Origin of the sequence: Halorubrum sp. C191 (assembly GCF_002727095.1) — an archaeon.
Classification (GTDB): Archaea; Halobacteriota; Halobacteria; order Halobacteriales; family Haloferacaceae; genus Halorubrum; species Halorubrum ezzemoulense.
Genome location: NZ_NHNZ01000073.1, coordinates 1 through 16160 on the forward strand (window position 1 = coordinate 1; position 16160 = coordinate 16160).

Genomic DNA, 16160 nt, shown 5'->3' on the forward strand with positions numbered 1-16160 from the left:
GCACGCGCGAGGGACGCGGTGAGCGCTCGGAGAGCGCGAACCGCGAGGCTGGGGAGGCGCGAGGTGCGGGGCGGTCGCGGTCGGGCGGGACTCGAAGGGGCAGCCGCGGGGCGGGACTCGAAGAGGCAGCCGTGGGGCGGGCAGAGGCGACGCAAGCGCCGCAGGGGCGAGTGAAGCGAGCGACGAGGAGCGTGGTTCGAGAGAGCGAAGCTCTCTCGTCGTCACGAGACGCCTTCGGCGTCTCGAACGACAGCGAGCGTCTGCCCGCCCCGCGGCTGGGGCTCCGGCGGTGGTCACCCCAGATAGGCGCTAATAGACGAGGCCAACAGACGGCCGAGAAGTCGAGGTTTCGGGCGTACACGCGGACGGACGAACCGCTACACCCGAGCCGAGTTAAAAGAACGTCGCGAGCCCCAGCGCTTCGAGGAGCGGGACCCCGGCGGCGATCGAACCGATCAGATACCCACCGATCGCGCCGCCGTTCAACAGCGGGAGCCCCGCGTGCGCTCGCCCCCGAATCACCCACCGCATGAGGACGAGCAGCCCGCCGAGGGTCCCGACCATCGCGAGCAGCGCGGGGAGGTTGACGCCGAGGAGGGGGACGGCGAGGTTCGCGGCCGGTGAGAACGTCGCCGCGCTGGCGATCAGCACCGTCGGGATGACGGCGTCGCCGAGACCGATGAAGAAGGCGTCGCGGTCGCCCGGCTCGGGCGAGTCCGGAACCTCGCCTGCCGCGTCAGCGTCCGGGCTCGTGTCAGCCGCCGCGTCTACATCGCCTTCCGCTTCCGCGTCGGTTTCGCTGTCCGCATCGACCTCCTCGTCCGCGTCGACCCCCGCGGCCTCGTCGCTGGCCGCCTCTCCGTCGAGCAGGGAGTACGACACCGACAGCGGGATCACCAGCACGACCGGGATGTTCAGGTCCATCACGCCCTCCGCGAGCGACAGCATGTGTTCGGTGCCGTAGACGGAGACCGCGTCGTAGACGGCGAGGACGGCGAGGAGGATCAGCGCGGGCAACAGGCCGAAGGAGATACCGAACAGCCCGGCGGCGCCCGCGCCCATCAACACCCCCGCGGTGTCGATCACGTACCACTCGGGGTGGACGAGCAGGCCGACTGCGACCGCGACCGCGGGGACGGCCGCCGCGAGCGGCGGAACGAGCGCGGAGAACACGTACCACGAGAGCCACGCCGAGACGCCGACGATCAGCAGCCGGATCGCCCCGTCGAAGTCGTACCGGAACGCCGCCAGCATCACTCCGGTCATCGCGACGATGGCGACGACGTACAGCACGCTGTTTGCGGGGTTGTCGGGGTTCTCGACCGCCTGATAACCGCTCGCGGCGAACTCCGGGACCAGCGCCAGCGCGCCCACCTGAACGACCAGGAACAGCCCGACCACGAAGGCGACGCCGCGGTACTCGCGGGGGAACATTCGACCGTCGGTTCGTCGGCCGAGGGTTTCGTCCTTGCGCTTCGGGCCGCGGGCGCCGACGGTACCGACCGCTATCGAGGAATCGGCGGCCCACAGAAACGGGTTCGGGCTCGGTGTGGGAGCGGGTGGACCCGAACCCAAGCCGACGGACGACGGACGGTGGAAGCGAGTGGCCGGCCGGCCCGCCCGAAACGGGATGGGGCCGGCCGGATTCGTCCGCGGCGTTTACCTACTCAGCCGAGCGACGTAAGAACGTATCGCCCGAGTTATCAGCACGGATATTTTCATTGGCGGACCGGACGATGAGCCGTAGCGGAGGCTCACGGCTTGGAGACGACGGAAGGAGATGAGTCGAGAAGCGGTGGGCGAAAGGGGAGGAGTCGAGGAGCGATGGGCGAAAGGCGAGGCGGCGGCGAGAGGCGGCGGGCGGCGGCCGGACAGCGGACCCCCGGGCTGTCGTCGGCGTCGCCGCCCGAGCGGTCGGGACGGGCGCGCGGATCGATTAACGCCGAATTCCAACGAGAAAAGCGTCGGTCTTCGGCAAAATAGGGTACGTGCCTCACGCGTATAAATGTGTGAGATCCGGATCCGGTCGAGGGGGCGTTCGTCGCGGGAGACGACGCGCCGCGAGCCGGCTCAGCGACGGTCGCGGAGCGCGGGGAACTCCTCGCGGACCGTCGCGACCCGCTCGGGGTCCACGGCGGCGGTGACGACGCCCGGTTCGTCGCCGACCGACGCGAGCGCGGTCCCCCACGGGTCGTACACCGCGCTCCGCCCGCAGAGTTCGTCGTCACCGAACCGACCGCTCCCGTTGACCGCGGCGACGTACGTCAGGTTCTCGATGGCCCGCGCCCGTCCGAGCGTCCGCCAGTGCTCGATCCGCGGATACGGCCACGCGCTCGGGACCAGCACGCACTCGACGCCCCGATCGGCCATCGCGCGGAACTGTTCCGGGAATCGGAGGTCGTAGCAGGTCGTCACCCCGACCGTGACGCCCGCGAGGTCGACCACCGGCGTCCGCTCGCCGGGCACCATCCGGTCCGTCTCCTCGGAGCCGTAGCCGAACAGGTGCCGCTTCCGGTAGACGAGCCGGCGCTCGCCGTCGGCGTCGAAAAGCACCGCGGCGTTCGCGAGCCCGGACTCGGCCGGGACCGCCAACCCGTCCGCGGCCGACGCCGACAGGTCCTCGACGACCGTGCCGGCGAGCACGGCCACGTCGTTCGCGTCGGCCGCGGCCGCGAACCGGGCGAGGCGGTCGCCGGCGAGGCTCTCCGCGGCGCGGCCGTACGAGTCGAACGCGAAGTACCCGACGTCGAACAGCTCGGGGAGGACGACGAGGTCCGCGCCCTCGGCGGCGGCCCCCCGGACGCGGTCGAGCGCCCGCGCGACGTTCGCCTCGACGTCGCCGCCCTCGACCGCCAGCTGGACGCCGGCGAGCCTCATGCCGGCGAGGCGAGCGAGGCCCGGAGCGCGTCCTCCAAGTTGTCCAGTTCGGCGTCGAAGTTGCGCTTGAAGAAGGACTCGACGCCCGGGAGGCTCCCGTCGACGACGAACTCGTTGGCGAGCCGACAGCCGCCGTCGTCGGTCTCGGTGATCTCGTGTTCTCCGGTCACGCGGAACGCCCGCGACTTCCCGACGAACTTCACTCGGTTCGGCGGGTCGCGCGCGACCTCCTCCGTCTCGACGTCGATCGTCGAGCGGATCATCGGTATCGGGAGCGCGACGTGCCAGGTCGCGGTTCGGTCGTCGTGAACTTCGAAGGAGTCGACCACGCTGATGGCGCCCGCGCGCTGCTCCGCGTCCGAGATGAACGCCCACACGTCGGCTGGCGGCGCGTCGAACTCGAACGTCCGGGAGACTCGAACGGTCATACGTCTCCGTTTAGGGCTACGGGTGTTAAAATTGCGCGTCGACGGAGTCGACCGCGAAGGACGGGGCGGGGCACCGGGGGATCGCCGGCGCGAGCCTCACCCGTCGGGCGTCACGCGCCAGGTCGTCGACTTGGCGCGACCCCACTTCTCGATGTCGACGTCGTCCGACTTCTCGGCGAGGCGGGGAAGCCGCGAACCGACCTGTTTCGCGGTGAGTCCGATCGCGTCGGCGATCGTCTTCGAGCGAACGTACCGCTCACCACGGGTGACGCTGTCCGTGAGGTACGCGAGGATCCGCTGTTCCTCCTCGGTGTACTCGCTCATTGTCCCATCTACGCGTCTGACGCTATTAACGGTTTCTCGTTCTGGAACCGGACGGCCGGTCGACGGCGGGGAGCGCCCGGTCAGCTGAACAACTGAACCGCGCCGACGGCGAGCGTCGCGAAGACGAACGCGCCCGCGAACCCCCACGCTTTCCCGAGCTGCCCCGGGTACGCTAGCATCACCACGGCGCTGACGGCCGCGACGGCGCCGAGCGCGAGCGCGACGCCGACCTCTTTGTCCGATTCGATGGAAGCCTCGCTCATACGAACCGCTTCGCGGGGGGCCACTTAGTTCATACGAACCGCGTGACGCCGACGGCTGGTAGTCACCGGAGGCAGCCGTGACGCGGGCGCCACGCCCGCCTCAGATGATCTCGACGTGTTCGGACGCCTCGTTGAGGGCGAGATTCGCGGCGATCTCGGCGTTCCGCATGGCGTACTCGGCGGTGTGCTGGAGACTGACGAGCACCTCGCGGGTCATGAGCAGCGTCTCGTTGTCCAGGTCGTTCGGCAGCTCGTCGAGGATCTCCTGTTCGCGGTCCTCCAGCCGCGAGAACAGGTCGCGGCACTCGACGGTGAGGTCGTAGTCGCGCTCGACGACGGCGCGGACCGCGAGCGCGGTCAGCTCGTCCACCTGATCGGTGAACTCGCGGATCTGCCGCATCGTCGCGCTGTCGACGTCGAGGGTGTGCCCGTCGGCCTCCATCACGATCTCGGCGATGTCCTCCGCGTTGTCGGCGGTGAGTTCGAGGTTCTTCGCGACGGAGCGGTAGCCGATGAGCGGGAACCCCTCTTCCAAGCCCACGGCGCGCGCGAGGTTCGGGTTCTGGTAGGCGGTGAAGATGAGCCGCAACAGGAGGACGAAGATCTTGTTCGCCTGCCGCTCGCGGTTGAGCGCGCGCTGCGCGAGGTCGGGGTTGCCGTGCGCGAGCGCCTTCACGCCCTCGCCGCGCATGGTGGAGCCGGTGTTCTCCAGCCGTTCGAGGAGGTTGTCGAGGGTGAAGTCCTCGGGGTCGACGGAGCAGCGGATCGAGATGTCCTCGGGCGTCTCCTCGATGACGCCGAGCCCCATCAGCTGGGTCTCCGCCTTGTAGACGGCGTTGATGTGTTCGCTGTCGAGCGCGCCTTCGCTGCGGACGTGGATCACGCGCCGCCCCAGCACGTACTGCGCGACGATCGCGCGTTCAAGCGAGCGCGCGTCGAGCGCGTCGGCGTTGATCACCGCCTCGGACTCCTCGGAGCTCACAGACTCGGGAAGCACCGTGAGGGTCCCCTTCCCACCCATTCGGAGCGACACCTCGTCGCCTTTGTTCACGCCGTGTTCCTGCGCCCACTCGGCCGGAAGGGTCATCGCCAGCGTCGACGGCCCCAACCGTTGGACCTTCCGCGTTTCCATACGCCACCGTATCGCGGGATAGACCTTAACCTTGTTCCCATGTTCATTATACGCAGCATCGAATATACAAGGTGATCGAGCCGGGCCGAAGGCCGACAGATGTCGACCGCGTCCGTCGACCGCGCAACAGCGCGTTCGATCCGCGCGTTTATGTCGGTCAGGAAGGGAGAGATGGTATGACCGAGCGGGTACTCGTCGTCGACGACTCCTCCTTCCAGCGGACCGTCGTCCGCGACGCGCTGGAAGACCGGTTCGAGGTCGTCGACGAGGCGGAAAACGGCGCTGAGGCGGTCGAGCTGTTCGAGGCGTACGAGCCGGACGCGGTGTCCATGGACGTCGTGATGCCGGAGATGACCGGGATCGAGGCGACCGCGGCGATCAAAGACCGGTGGCCCGACGCGGTGATCGTGATGTGTACGAGCGTCGACCAACAGGAAAAGATGATGGAGGCGGTGAAGGCAGGCGCCGACGGCTACGTGACGAAGCCGGTCGACGCTGCGGAACTGGTCGGCGAGTTCGAGAGCCACCTCGGGTAAACGCCCTTTCGGAGTCGAGTCTCGACGAGGAGAGATGTGCTCCCGCGGGGACGGTCAGGCGGGGTCGAACGAGCGGAGGATCGCTGCGAGCGCGCTCGCGAGTTCCTCGAACCGGTCTATCTCCATCGAGTCGGTGGTCGCCCAGACGCCGTGGTCGTTCGCGATCACGCGCGTGAGGTAGCCGTTCTCGAACACGCGAACCGTGAACCGGTAGTCGCCGAGTTGGGTGTCCGCGTACATCGACTGCGCGTGGAACCCCTGCCGCTCGTTCTCGGCGAAGCCGACGAGATCGGCGGTCTGGCTCAGGTCGCTGCGGAGGTACAGCTGGTCGATGTCGTCGTGCGTGAAGTAAGTGAGGCTCCGCAGTTCGTCGCCCGTCGCCGTGCGAGCGGCGCTGAGCAGTTCGTCGACGCGTACGTCCGAGGGCTGAGACATACACACATGATCAGTGTTCACATACATGAGTGTGGGTGGTCGCGGCACCCACGGACGCGGCGCCGGCGAAGGCGACGACGCCCGGAGGGGACCGTCGCGGCGGCGAGGAGGGACAGAGTTTAGCGACTCCCCCGTGATCGCTCGTCTGATGACCGATCACGACGGCGTCTGCGTCCTGTTGCCGACGATGAACGAGGCCGAGACGGTCGCACGCGTCGTCGCGGACTTCCGGGACGCCGGATTCGAGAACGTCTTGGTTATCGACGGCGGCTCGACGGACGACACGCAGTCGATCGCCCGCGATTCCGGCGCGCGCGTCGTCGAACAGTCCGGCCGCGGGAAGGGGCAGGCGGTCAGGGAGGCGGTCCGCGACCACGTCGAGGCCCCGTACGTGCTGATGGCGGACGCCGACGCCACGTACGACGCGGACGACGCGGCGGCGATGCTCGACCCGCTCTTCGACGGCGAGGCCGAACACGTCGTCGGGGATCGCTTCGCGGACATGCGCCCGGGTGCGATGACGCGCCTGAACCGGGTCGGCAACCGCCTGATCAACCTCGCGTTCCGGGCGATCCACCGCGAGGACTACGGCGATATCCTCTCGGGGTACCGCGCGTTCACCCGCGAGTCGTTCCTGCGGCTCCACCTCACCGCGGACGGGTTCGGTATCGAGACCGAGATGGCCGTCGAGTGCGTGAAGAACCGCGTCCCGGTCGCCGTGGTCCCGATCACGTACCGAGAGCGGCCCGGCGGCTCCGCGACGAACCTCCACCCTGTCCGGGACGGCGGGGTGATCTTCCTAGAGCTGTACCGGAAGGCGAAGACGAACAACCCGCTGTTCTACTTCGGGAGCGTCGGCGTGGCGTCGACCGCGGCGGGAATCGCGATGGCGTCGTTCGTGCTGTACCGGTACCTCGCGTTCGGGATCAGTCACGAGGTGGTCGCCGTCGGCGCGGTCGGCGCGACGATCCTCGGGATCCAGCTGCTCGTGTTCGGCTTCCTCGCCGACATGATCCACACCCTCCACCGCGAGCAGATCGCACGCTACGAGCAGGCCGTCGGCGGCGGAGCGACAGGGGGCTCTGCGGCGGCCGGCGACGGCGGGGATGCCTCCAGACCGGACGAAACTCCCGAAGCGAGAGAACCGGAGCGGTGACCCGGCGAGAGCCTGACGCGGTCGGCGAGCGAGACCGACGCGACGGTTAAGCTGGGGAGGGCGAGGACGACCGACGAACACCGAACCGGAGAGCGGCGGACGACGATCCGCCTCGCGAGGGCAGACGACCGAAGCCGACTCGCACGCCGCGATGACGGGAGAGACGCTGTCTACGTTTCGCTTCGGAGAGGGACAGAAAACCATATTTCCGGTAAAATGTGCGTTCCAATCATGAATACGTCCCTAAGACCGGCGATCACTAACACGGATGTAAGATGATCGTCCCTAACAACTATCCATAAGTCTGAAGTTTTTTATACACACAATCTTACTACTTGGTATGCCACGGCGAAACATTGAGAATCGTGATGATTCCCGGCATATCGGCCGGCGACAATGGCTCTCCGCGCTCGGCCTCGCCGGCGCCGTAACGCTCGCCGGCTGTTCCGGAAACGGCGGTGACGGGTCGGACGGCTCTGACGGCGGTGGCGGCGGGGGCGGCGAAGTCGAGGTTCCCGATTTCCCCCGGTTCGGGGTCGGTGACCTCTACGGATCGGAGGTCGCTCGCAACCTGGCACGGGAGGCGTTCGAGGAGTCGGAATACGACTACGGCTTCGACGGGGACGTCATGGTCAACCCCGAAGGAGACCAGGTCGAGATCGACATCTATCACAGCGCCGCCTCCGAGACCAACCAGCTCCTCGCGGAGTTCATCGCACAGGAACTCGAGAACAACCTCGGTATCAGCGTCACTCCCGAAGCGATCGACGGGACTCGGTTCAGTAACGAGTACTACTCGGGCGACCCCGAAGGCGGGACGGATACGGTTAACGGCGAAGAGGTGGAGTGGTCGAACCCCGGACCGCGGAACCCGGGGCCGCGCTCCGTCACGAGCAACGAGGCGTGGGATATGTCGGTCAACTTCGGGCTGAACACGTACCCGCTCAACCCCCTCACGAACCAGACGTTCTTCGACGGGGCGAACGCGAACTTCAACCCGGTCGGCTACTACCCGCAGTTCGACGTCGAGTCCCTGTTCGAGCAGGCGAGGCAGGCGACGAGTCGGGACGAGATCCGGCAGGCGTTCGTTGACATCTTCGCGAACCTCGCGCGCGAACAGCCCTACATCATGCTCACTCTGGGCGACGATATCATCGGGTACAACCCCGACCTCACCGGTCCGATCGAGAACTTCTCGAACGGCTGGGACCTCCCGGCGTGGCACATCGACGACCCCAGCGTGTCGGGCTCGTACGACACGGTCACGGGAGCCAGTTTCAACACGCTGAACCCGCTGTACAACAACGAGTCCGGGGCCGGAACGGCCATCGAGCGCGCGATCGATCCCGGCTACACGTTCGACGAGAACCAGGAGTACTTCCCGCTTTTGTACGACATGTCCACGGAGGACGGCGAGGTGTGGACGTTCGAACTCCGTGATAACCTCCAGTTCAGCGAGCCGTACGGGCAGGTCACCGCCGAGGACTTCGTCTATCAGATCCAGGAGGTCCAACAGGCCGATTGGGCGAACACCGCCGACTCGGACAGCTGGGAGGGCGTCGAAGTCGAGCAGACCGGGGAACTCGAGTTCGAGGCGACGCTGGAAACGTCGAACGTGCTGTGGCCCCAGACGTACGACCCGTACCTCTACCCGATTCCGCGTGCCCTCCTCGAACCGTACGTCGAGGAGGAGGACGTGGAGGGGCTCCAGCAGGACGAGGAGCTCCTCGAACTCCAGTTCTCGGGGAACCTCGGGCCGTTCGAGCTCGAAGAGTGGAACCGCGGCTCGGGTACCGAGTACGTCCGGAACGACGAGTACTACCTCCGGGACATCGACGAGGGGCCGGACCTGTTCTCCGAAGGGCCGCTCTTCGAGGAGGCGTCGATCAGCGTCGTTCAAGAGCAGGCGTCGCGTCTCGGTGCGCTCGAGACGGGCGAGGCGGACGCGGCGGCGATTCCGCCGGAGCAGTACGAGTCGTACAGCGAAGACGATAACGTGACCGTCCGGCAGGTCCCCACGCCGTACAACACGATCATCTCCGTGAACCAGCGCGCGAACGGGTGGAACACCGGTCCGGGCAACATGTTCCAGCTCGTTCCGTTCCGCCAGGCGATGGCGGCGGCGATCGGCAAAGAGGAGCTGATCCAAGGGGTCTACCGCGGACTCGCCTCCTCCCACTTCACCTGGCAGCCCCGCTGGTCCGAGTTCTACCCGTCGACGGACGAGTAAGAGCGAGCCACCCCGTTCTCACCCTACCGACTTACACATCACATGGGATTTGGAAGGTACGTCACCGCTCGGGTTCTCTGGGCAGCAGTCGTATCGCTCATTATCGTCACGATCACGTTCCTGCTGCTCTCGGCCGCGCCGAACCCGGCCGTCCAGCGGGCAGCGACGCAGGCGGCGCTTCAAGGCGGCGATCCGGCGGAGGCGGCCGAGCGGGTACGCGAGCTGCGCGGGCTCGACCAGCCGCTTCACGTCCGGTATTTCGACTTCATCCGGAGCGTGTACACGCTCGACTGGGGCTGGTCCGTGAGCCGGAGCCAGCCCGTGATGGAGGCGGTCACGCAGGCGCTGTACTACACCGCGCAGTACTCGATTCCGTGGACCATCCTCACGATCACCTTGGGGCCGCTCGTCGGCGTCTACTCCGCCGCGAACATGTACAGTTGGAAGGACCACGCGGCGACCGGGTTCGCCTTCTTCGGCTACGCCATCCCGAACTTCTTTTTCGGGATCATCCTCCTGTTGATCTTCGGCGTGTGGCTGGAGGTGATACCGGTGATCTACAACACGAGCGCACCGGTGTTCAGCGTGGAGAACGCGATCCAGCTGTCGGTCCCGGTGTTCGTGTTGGTCACCGGGTCGATCGGCGCCGTCATGCGCGTCTCCCGGAACGAGTCCGCGGAGTTCCAGAACGCCGACTTCATGAAGACGGCAAAGGCGAAGGGGGTCTCCCCGCTTCGTGCGTACGCGTATCACGTCATGCGACCGACCCTCGTCCCGCTCTCGACGACGCTCGTGGGACAGCTCCTCGCGCTGTTCCTCGGGTCGTCACTCCTCGTCGAGGTCGTGTTCGGTATCCCCGGACTGGGACGGTTGACTTACGAAGCGCTGCTCGCACAGGACACGAACCTCGTGTTGGGGACGACGCTGTTCTTCACCTTCGTCGCCGTCATCGGGAACCTCCTCGAGGACATCGTGTTCACCGTGCTCGACCCGCGGATCAGCTACGATGACAGGTAACATAACCGAAAACAATGGCAACTGAAGACTCCGAACGGTTCGATCAAGTCGACTGGAACGACCTCTCGCGGTCGGGGCGGTTCGATCTGTCGACCAACTCGATCGGGATGCTGCTGACGACCCTGCCGCTCGCGCTGCTCGGCGTGTACGACTGGCGCTTCACCGGCCAGCGCACCCCGACCTTCGAGTTCATCGGCCTCGAACGGAACTTGGAGAGTCTCGACTTCTTCTTCATCTTCACGCTGTTCCTGGCGTTCTGGTACCTCGTCTTGCCGCTGTACCAGAACCCGCGGATGACGCGGTACTACTGGAAGGAGTTCAAGCGCAACCGCCCCGCGGTCGTGAGCCTCGGCTGGCTCGGCATCGTGTTCGTCGGCGGGCTCGTCGGCCCGCTCGTCATGAACGCGCCGCAACAGGACCTGTTCATCGCCTACCAGCCGCCGGTGTTCACCTCCGTCGTCGACACGACACCGGCGACGTGCGTCGGCGAGGTGATGAACGGACGGTGCTACGGCACCTGGCAACACCCGCTCGGGACCACGCAGGGCGGGAAGGACGTGTTCACGATGATCGTCTACGGGATGACGATCAGCATGCAGATCGCCTTCATCACGACGACTATCGTCGCCACGATCGGGATCTCGTTCGGGACGCTCAGCGCGTACGCCGGCGGGTGGGTCGACGAAATCATGATGCGGTTCGTCGACATCATCCTCTCGTTCCCGACGTTCCTGATGTTCCTGCTCATCCTGTACATCTACGGGGCCGGGCTGGGGATGTTCATCGTGGTGTTCTCGCTGTTCGCCTGGGGCGGGACCGCCCGCTACATCCGGAGCAAGTCGCTGTCGATCTCCGAGGAGGAGTTCATCAAGGCGAGCCGGATCAGCGGCGCGAGCACGTATCAAGTGATCCGCGGACACGTCGTGCCGAACGCGGCGAGCAGCATCATCACCCAGCTCACGCTGCTCATTCCCGGCTTCCTGCTCGCGGAGGCCCAGCTCGCGTTCCTCGGGATCGGCGACTCGACGGTGCCCTCGTGGGGGCAGCTCATCTCCGCCGGGCGGAGCGACCTCTCGTTCGCCCCGTGGATCGTGTTAGCGCCGGGTATCGTGCTGTTCCTGACCATCCTCGCGTTCAACTTCCTCGGTGACGCGCTGTTGGACGCGCTGAACCCCGAAGCGGAGGCGGAGAACGAATAATGGCCGACGATCAGCCACTACTCGAGGTCGAAAACCTCACGACGACGTTCAGCACCGACAACGGAACGCTCACCGCGGTCGACGGGATCGACTTCAGCGTCGACACCGGCGAGACGGTGTGTATCGTCGGCGAGTCGGGGTCCGGAAAGACGGTCGCGACGGAGTCGATCACGCGGATTATCAACACCCCGCCGGGAGAGATCGAGGGGACCGTCCGGTACGACGGGCGCGACCTGCTGTCGCTCCCCGAATCGGAGCTTCAGAACATCCGGGGCAACGAGATCGCACACATCTTCCAGAACCCGCAGGAGGCGATGAACCACTGCTACACGGTCGGGTGGCAGATCACCGAGGCGCTCCAGATCCACCAGGACGTCTCCGACGACGAGGCCCGCGCGAAGGCGGTCGACCTCATGGACCGCGTCGGGATCGCGAACGCGAGCTCGCGGTTCGACGACTACCCGCACGAGTTCTCCGGCGGACAGAAGCAGCGCGTGATGATCGCGATGGCGCTCGTCGGGGACCCCGACCTGCTCATCGCCGACGAGCCCACGACCGCGCTCGACGTGACCGTCCAAGCGCAGATCCTGCGGCTCCTCGACGACCTCCAAGAGGAGTTCGAGATGGGAATCCTGTTCGTCACGCACGACCTCGGCGTCGTCGCGGAGATCGCCGACCGGATCGTCGTGATGTACGCCGGGAAGGTGATGGAGCGGGGCGGCGTCCTCGACATCTTCGATCACCCCGGGCATCCGTACACACAGCAACTGCTGGAGTGTTTGCCGGAGTTCGGGGGATCCGGCGGCGGCATTCCGGGGACGCTCCCGGACCCGCACGACCCGCCGGACGGCTGCCGGTTCGCTCCGCGGTGCGAGTACGCCGAGGAGGCGTGTCGCACCGGCGACCAGCCGGACGAGGTCGAGGTGGCGCCGAGCCAGGAGGTCTCCTGCGTCCACTACGGGCCGGGCGGCAACCCGTCGGTAGTCAGGAGCGACGGGCTCGGACCGGGCGACGGAGCGGCCGACGGCGACAGCGAGGTGGGTCCCGCCGATGACTGAGCCGCTGCTCTCGGTCCGCGACCTGAAGAAACACTACCCGATCCGGAAGGGGCTGTTCAACCGGAAGGTCGGCGCCGCCCGCGCCGTCGACGGGATCAGCTTCGACATCGAAGAGGGCGAAACGCTCGGACTCGTCGGCGAGTCCGGGTGCGGGAAGTCGACCGCGGCGAGTTCGGTGATCCACTTGGAGGAGCCGACCTCGGGCGAGGTCATCTTCAACGGGAACGGACGCGGGGGCGCGACGCGCGACCCCGACGGAACCCACCCCAACGACGTGACGCAGTTCGACGACGACGAGATGATGGCGTTCCGGCGGGGCGCCCAGATGATCTTCCAAGACCCGTCGTCGAGCTTCGACCCGCGGGTGTCCGTGGGGAACGCCGTCGGCGAGCTGCTCAAGGTCCACGGGATGAGCGACCGCCACCGGCGTCGCGCCATCGTCGAGGACCTGCTCGAACGCGTCGGGCTCTCGGCGAGCGACTTCGACCGGTACCCGCACGAGTTCTCCGGCGGGCAGAAACAGCGGATCGCGCTCGCCCGGGCGCTCGTGTTGAACCCGGACCTCATCATCGCCGACGAGCCGGTGAGCGCGCTCGACGTCTCCATCCAGGCGGAGATACTCTCGCTGATCAACGACCTCCAAGACGAGTTCGGGCTGTCGCTTCTGTTCATCAGCCACGACATGTCCGTCATCCGCCAGATCTGTGACCGCGTGGCCGTGATGTACCTCGGCGAGATAGTCGAGATCGGGCCGGTGGAGGAGATCTTCACCGACCCGCAACACCCATACACCGAGGCGCTGCTGTCCTCGATCCCGACGCCGGACCCGCGCGCGAGCGTCGGCGGCATCGAGCTGAAGGGCACCGTGCCGAGTCCGACGAACCCGCCGAGCGGGTGTCGGTTCCACACCCGGTGTCACAAGGTGATCCAACCGGACGGCGTCGACGTCGATCAGGCCGACTGGCGCGGGCTGTTGAACTTCCGCGACAAGGTCAGCGCGGGCGAGGTCGACGTCGAACAGGTCCGCGAGAACATCGTCGCCGGCGGCTCCGACCCGACCGACGCGGAGGTCCAGGCGGAGATCCGCCGGGAGTTCGACATCGGGGAGACCGTCGACGACCCCGACCTCGAACGGACCCTCTCGGAGGCGCTGGATCTCCTGATCGACGGGAACGACGAGCGGGCGGGAGAGGTCTTGCGAAACGCGATCACGACGCCGTGCGCCGAGACCGAGCCGGAACGGACGGTCCACACGCCGGACCACGAGTCCGCCTGTCTCCGACACGAGGGTCAGGCGGCCGCGGAGCCGAACCCCGCGGACGACTGATCCCGGCCGCGACCGAGCCGGGACCGCTCACTCGGTCGTCGACGCGAGCGACGCCGGGTCGATCCGCCGCGGCTCCGGTACTGGTTTTCCCGCCGGAGCGACCGCCACGTCGCCGCGAGACTCGTCGCCCGACGCGTCTCCGCCGCCCGTCGCCGCGAGCACCGCCGTCCCGCCGGCGGAGAGCGGGGCGACGAAGCCGGCGGCGAGCGCCGAGGGGTCGGAGAAGGGTGCTCTGAGGACGACTCGCGTCTCGTCTCCGATCCCGGCGGCCTCGACCGCGGCCGCGGCGCGCGAACAGAGGTCGCGGTGGCTGACCGACAGGTCCGCCCCGCGGACGACGGCGTCGTCGGGGGCGATGTCGCTCGGCGGCATCCCGGGGTTCTCGCTCCACAGCTCCTGTTCCCAGTGCGTGGTGTCGGGACGCTCGGGCGAGCCGCCGAAGGCGGCGAGGTTCGTTCCTGGCGCCGGATCGAGCGCGGCCGCGGTCGCGACCGGTGCGAGGACGACGCGGTCGCCGGCGTCGATCCCCGCCGCCGGGTCGAACCGGACCGGCGCCCCGACGGCGGCCGCGCCGAGGAACGCGAGCGTCGTGTGGAATCCCGGAATCGGCTCGACGGCCACGGTCGCGCCCGTCCGGACGCCGAGGTACCGGAGCACGTTCGCCGCCTTGTAGCCGTTCGTGATCAGGTCGTGGGAGGTCCGTTCCCGGCCGTCCGGCGTCACGAGCGCCACGTCGCGACTGCGTCGGTCGCGCGCGAGGAGTTCGCCGACGAGTTCCATACTCGGTTCTCGGAACGCGCGCGTCTTAACGCTGCGGCGTCCCGGAGGCGACCCCGCGGCCCGACCGGACTGCGTCGGGGCGGCGTCAGGGCGCGCCGGCGATCACCATCTTCGAGCCGTCGGCCGAGAAGGCGAGGTCGCGGGTGGACTCCGGGTCGACCCGGACCGCGTCGCCGGGCGCGAGGGCGACGGCGTCCCCGTCGACGGTGAGCGTCGCCTCGCCGTGGAGCAGCAGGTACACCTCCTCGTGGTCGGCGTCGCCGTGGTCGTGTTCCATCCCCTCCCAGCCGTCGTCGGCCTCGACGACGGTCACGCCGAGCCGCTCGCAGTCGAGCGCCTCTCGGAGGGAGAACATCCCGGGCGCGCGCGGTTCCACGTCGTCGTAGGCCGTCGTGTCGTAGCCCATGCGCTGACCGTCGCCGCGAGGGATCGAAAAGCTACGGGCCGTGAGGGAAGAGGCGCGGCGCCGCGAACGCCACTCAGAAGGAGCTTTTTAGCTTCTCGAAGAAGCCGCCGCCGACGTCGATGTCCTCGCCGCCGGCCTCCGCGAACGCCTCCAGCGCCTCGCGCTGCTCGTCGTTGAGCGACTCGGGCACGACGACGGCGACCTGGACGTAGAGGTCGCCGCGACCGCGACGACGGAGGCGGGGCATCCCTTTGCCCTGAAGCCGGAAGGTCTCGCCGCTCTGGGTCCCCGCGGGGACATCCATCTCGACCGTTCCGTCGACCGTCTCCACCTCGACGGTGTCGCCGAAGACGGCCTGCGGGAAGGATATCGCCTCGTTGACGCGGAGGTCGTCGCCGTCGCGCTCGAACCGGTCGCCGACGTCGACATCGACCTCGATGAGCAGGTCGCCTCTCGGGCCACCGTTCTCCCCGGGCGCGCCCTCGCGCTCCATCCGGAGGCTCTGCCCGGAGCGAATCCCGGCCGGGATCTCGACCGACAGCGTCGCCTCCTCGCGGACGACGCCGTCGCCGCCGCAGTCGGCGCAGTCCTCGCTGTACAGCTCGCCCTCGCCCTCGCAGCGGGGACACGTCGACGTCTGCTGGACGCGCCCGAGCGGCGTCTGCTGGACCTGCTGGACCTGCCCGCGGCCGTTACACTGCGGGCAGGTCTCCACGTCGGCGTCCGGGGGATGCCCCGCGCCGCCGCAGGTGTCGCACTCGGTCGGTCGCGTGAGCGTGACCTCCTTGGTCGCCCCGTTGAACGCCTCTTCGAGGTCGATCGTCAGTCCGGTCTTGAGGTCGCGCCCCTGCCGCGGGCGGTTGCCGCCGCCACCGCCGCCGCGGCCGCGACCGCCGCCACCGAAGAACTGGTTGAAGATGTCCTCGAACCCGCCGGCGCCGCCAGCGCCGCCGGCCCCGCCGAAGGGACCGCCGGCGCCGGCGGGTTCGAGG

Annotated in this window: 17 protein-coding genes; 7 read left to right on the top strand and 10 right to left on the bottom strand. The window is 67.8% G+C overall.

The genetic code is table 11. The features are described 5' to 3' along the window. Positions 1-393: 393 nt before the first annotated feature. The 6 genes from Z052_RS06025 to Z052_RS06050 form a co-directional block, all read right to left on the bottom strand. Positions 394-1434 (bottom strand): presenilin family intramembrane aspartyl protease PSH, encoded by a 1041-nt coding sequence (locus tag Z052_RS06025; protein WP_094519233.1) that lies wholly within the window; start codon positions 1432-1434, stop codon positions 394-396. Between the two features lie 636 nt (positions 1435-2070). Then, the gene (locus tag Z052_RS06030) at positions 2071-2877 is read right to left on the bottom strand and encodes a carbon-nitrogen family hydrolase (protein WP_049931255.1); all 807 of its coding nucleotides are present in this window, start codon (positions 2875-2877) and stop codon (positions 2071-2073) included. Beyond that, on the bottom strand, positions 2874-3305 hold the full coding sequence (locus Z052_RS06035) for a CoxG family protein (protein WP_049931256.1): 432 nt from the start codon (positions 3303-3305) through the stop codon (positions 2874-2876). The genes Z052_RS06030 and Z052_RS06035 overlap by 4 nt, the downstream gene beginning before the upstream one ends. A gap of 96 nt (positions 3306-3401) precedes the next feature. Further along, a complete protein-coding gene (locus Z052_RS06040) occupies positions 3402-3629 on the bottom strand; it encodes a hypothetical protein (RefSeq protein WP_004598402.1) in 228 nt (75 codons plus the stop codon). 80 nt (positions 3630-3709) lie between these two features. Then, positions 3710-3892 (bottom strand): hypothetical protein, encoded by a 183-nt coding sequence (locus Z052_RS06045; protein ID WP_049931257.1) that lies wholly within the window; start codon positions 3890-3892, stop codon positions 3710-3712. A gap of 100 nt (positions 3893-3992) precedes the next feature. Next, entirely contained in the window at positions 3993-5024 is a 1032-nt protein-coding gene (locus Z052_RS06050) for a phosphate uptake regulator PhoU (RefSeq protein WP_049931258.1), read from the bottom strand. A 176-nt stretch (positions 5025-5200) separates the two neighbouring features. Between Z052_RS06050 and Z052_RS06055 the strand changes: the two genes are divergently transcribed. Continuing rightward, positions 5201-5560 (top strand): response regulator, encoded by a 360-nt coding sequence (locus Z052_RS06055; protein ID WP_086215864.1) that lies wholly within the window; start codon positions 5201-5203, stop codon positions 5558-5560. A gap of 54 nt (positions 5561-5614) precedes the next feature. Here the strand turns inward: Z052_RS06055 and Z052_RS06060 are convergent, their stop codons facing one another. Continuing rightward, positions 5615-5995: a hypothetical protein gene (locus tag Z052_RS06060; protein ID WP_094495367.1), complete on the bottom strand. Its 381-nt coding sequence runs from the start codon at positions 5993-5995 to the stop codon at positions 5615-5617. Positions 5996-6143: 148 nt separating this feature from the next. Between Z052_RS06060 and aglJ the strand changes: the two genes are divergently transcribed. From aglJ to Z052_RS06090, 6 genes are all read left to right on the top strand, one after another. Further along, positions 6144-7151: an S-layer glycoprotein N-glycosyltransferase AglJ gene (gene aglJ, locus Z052_RS06065; protein ID WP_086219706.1), complete on the top strand. Its 1008-nt coding sequence runs from the start codon at positions 6144-6146 to the stop codon at positions 7149-7151. Between the two features lie 340 nt (positions 7152-7491). After that, positions 7492-9381 (top strand): ABC transporter substrate-binding protein, encoded by a 1890-nt coding sequence (locus Z052_RS06070; protein WP_049931264.1) that lies wholly within the window; start codon positions 7492-7494, stop codon positions 9379-9381. A 42-nt stretch (positions 9382-9423) separates the two neighbouring features. After that, a complete protein-coding gene (locus tag Z052_RS06075; protein ID WP_049931266.1) occupies positions 9424-10398 on the top strand; it encodes an ABC transporter permease in 975 nt (324 codons plus the stop codon). 14 nt (positions 10399-10412) lie between these two features. Next, positions 10413-11597, top strand: coding sequence for an ABC transporter permease (locus Z052_RS06080; RefSeq protein WP_049931267.1), 1185 nt, complete (start codon positions 10413-10415; stop codon positions 11595-11597). After that, positions 11597-12655: an ABC transporter ATP-binding protein gene (locus Z052_RS06085; RefSeq protein ID WP_094520014.1), complete on the top strand. Its 1059-nt coding sequence runs from the start codon at positions 11597-11599 to the stop codon at positions 12653-12655. The genes Z052_RS06080 and Z052_RS06085 overlap by 1 nt, the downstream gene beginning before the upstream one ends. Beyond that, the gene (locus tag Z052_RS06090) at positions 12648-13982 is read left to right on the top strand and encodes an ABC transporter ATP-binding protein (protein WP_094520015.1); all 1335 of its coding nucleotides are present in this window, start codon (positions 12648-12650) and stop codon (positions 13980-13982) included. Before Z052_RS06085 ends, Z052_RS06090 begins: the two co-directional genes overlap by 8 nt. 27 nt (positions 13983-14009) lie before the next feature. Here the strand turns inward: Z052_RS06090 and Z052_RS06095 are convergent, their stop codons facing one another. The 3 genes from Z052_RS06095 to Z052_RS06105 form a co-directional block, all read right to left on the bottom strand. Further along, entirely contained in the window at positions 14010-14762 is a 753-nt protein-coding gene (locus Z052_RS06095; RefSeq protein ID WP_094520016.1) for a hypothetical protein, read from the bottom strand. A gap of 85 nt (positions 14763-14847) precedes the next feature. After that, positions 14848-15168, bottom strand: a complete 321-nt coding sequence (locus Z052_RS06100) for a cupin domain-containing protein (protein WP_094520017.1) — start codon at positions 15166-15168, stop codon at positions 14848-14850. Between the two features lie 73 nt (positions 15169-15241). Next, a partial coding sequence (locus tag Z052_RS06105; protein WP_099288911.1) for a DnaJ C-terminal domain-containing protein occupies positions 15242-16160 on the bottom strand: 919 nt, incomplete at its 5' end.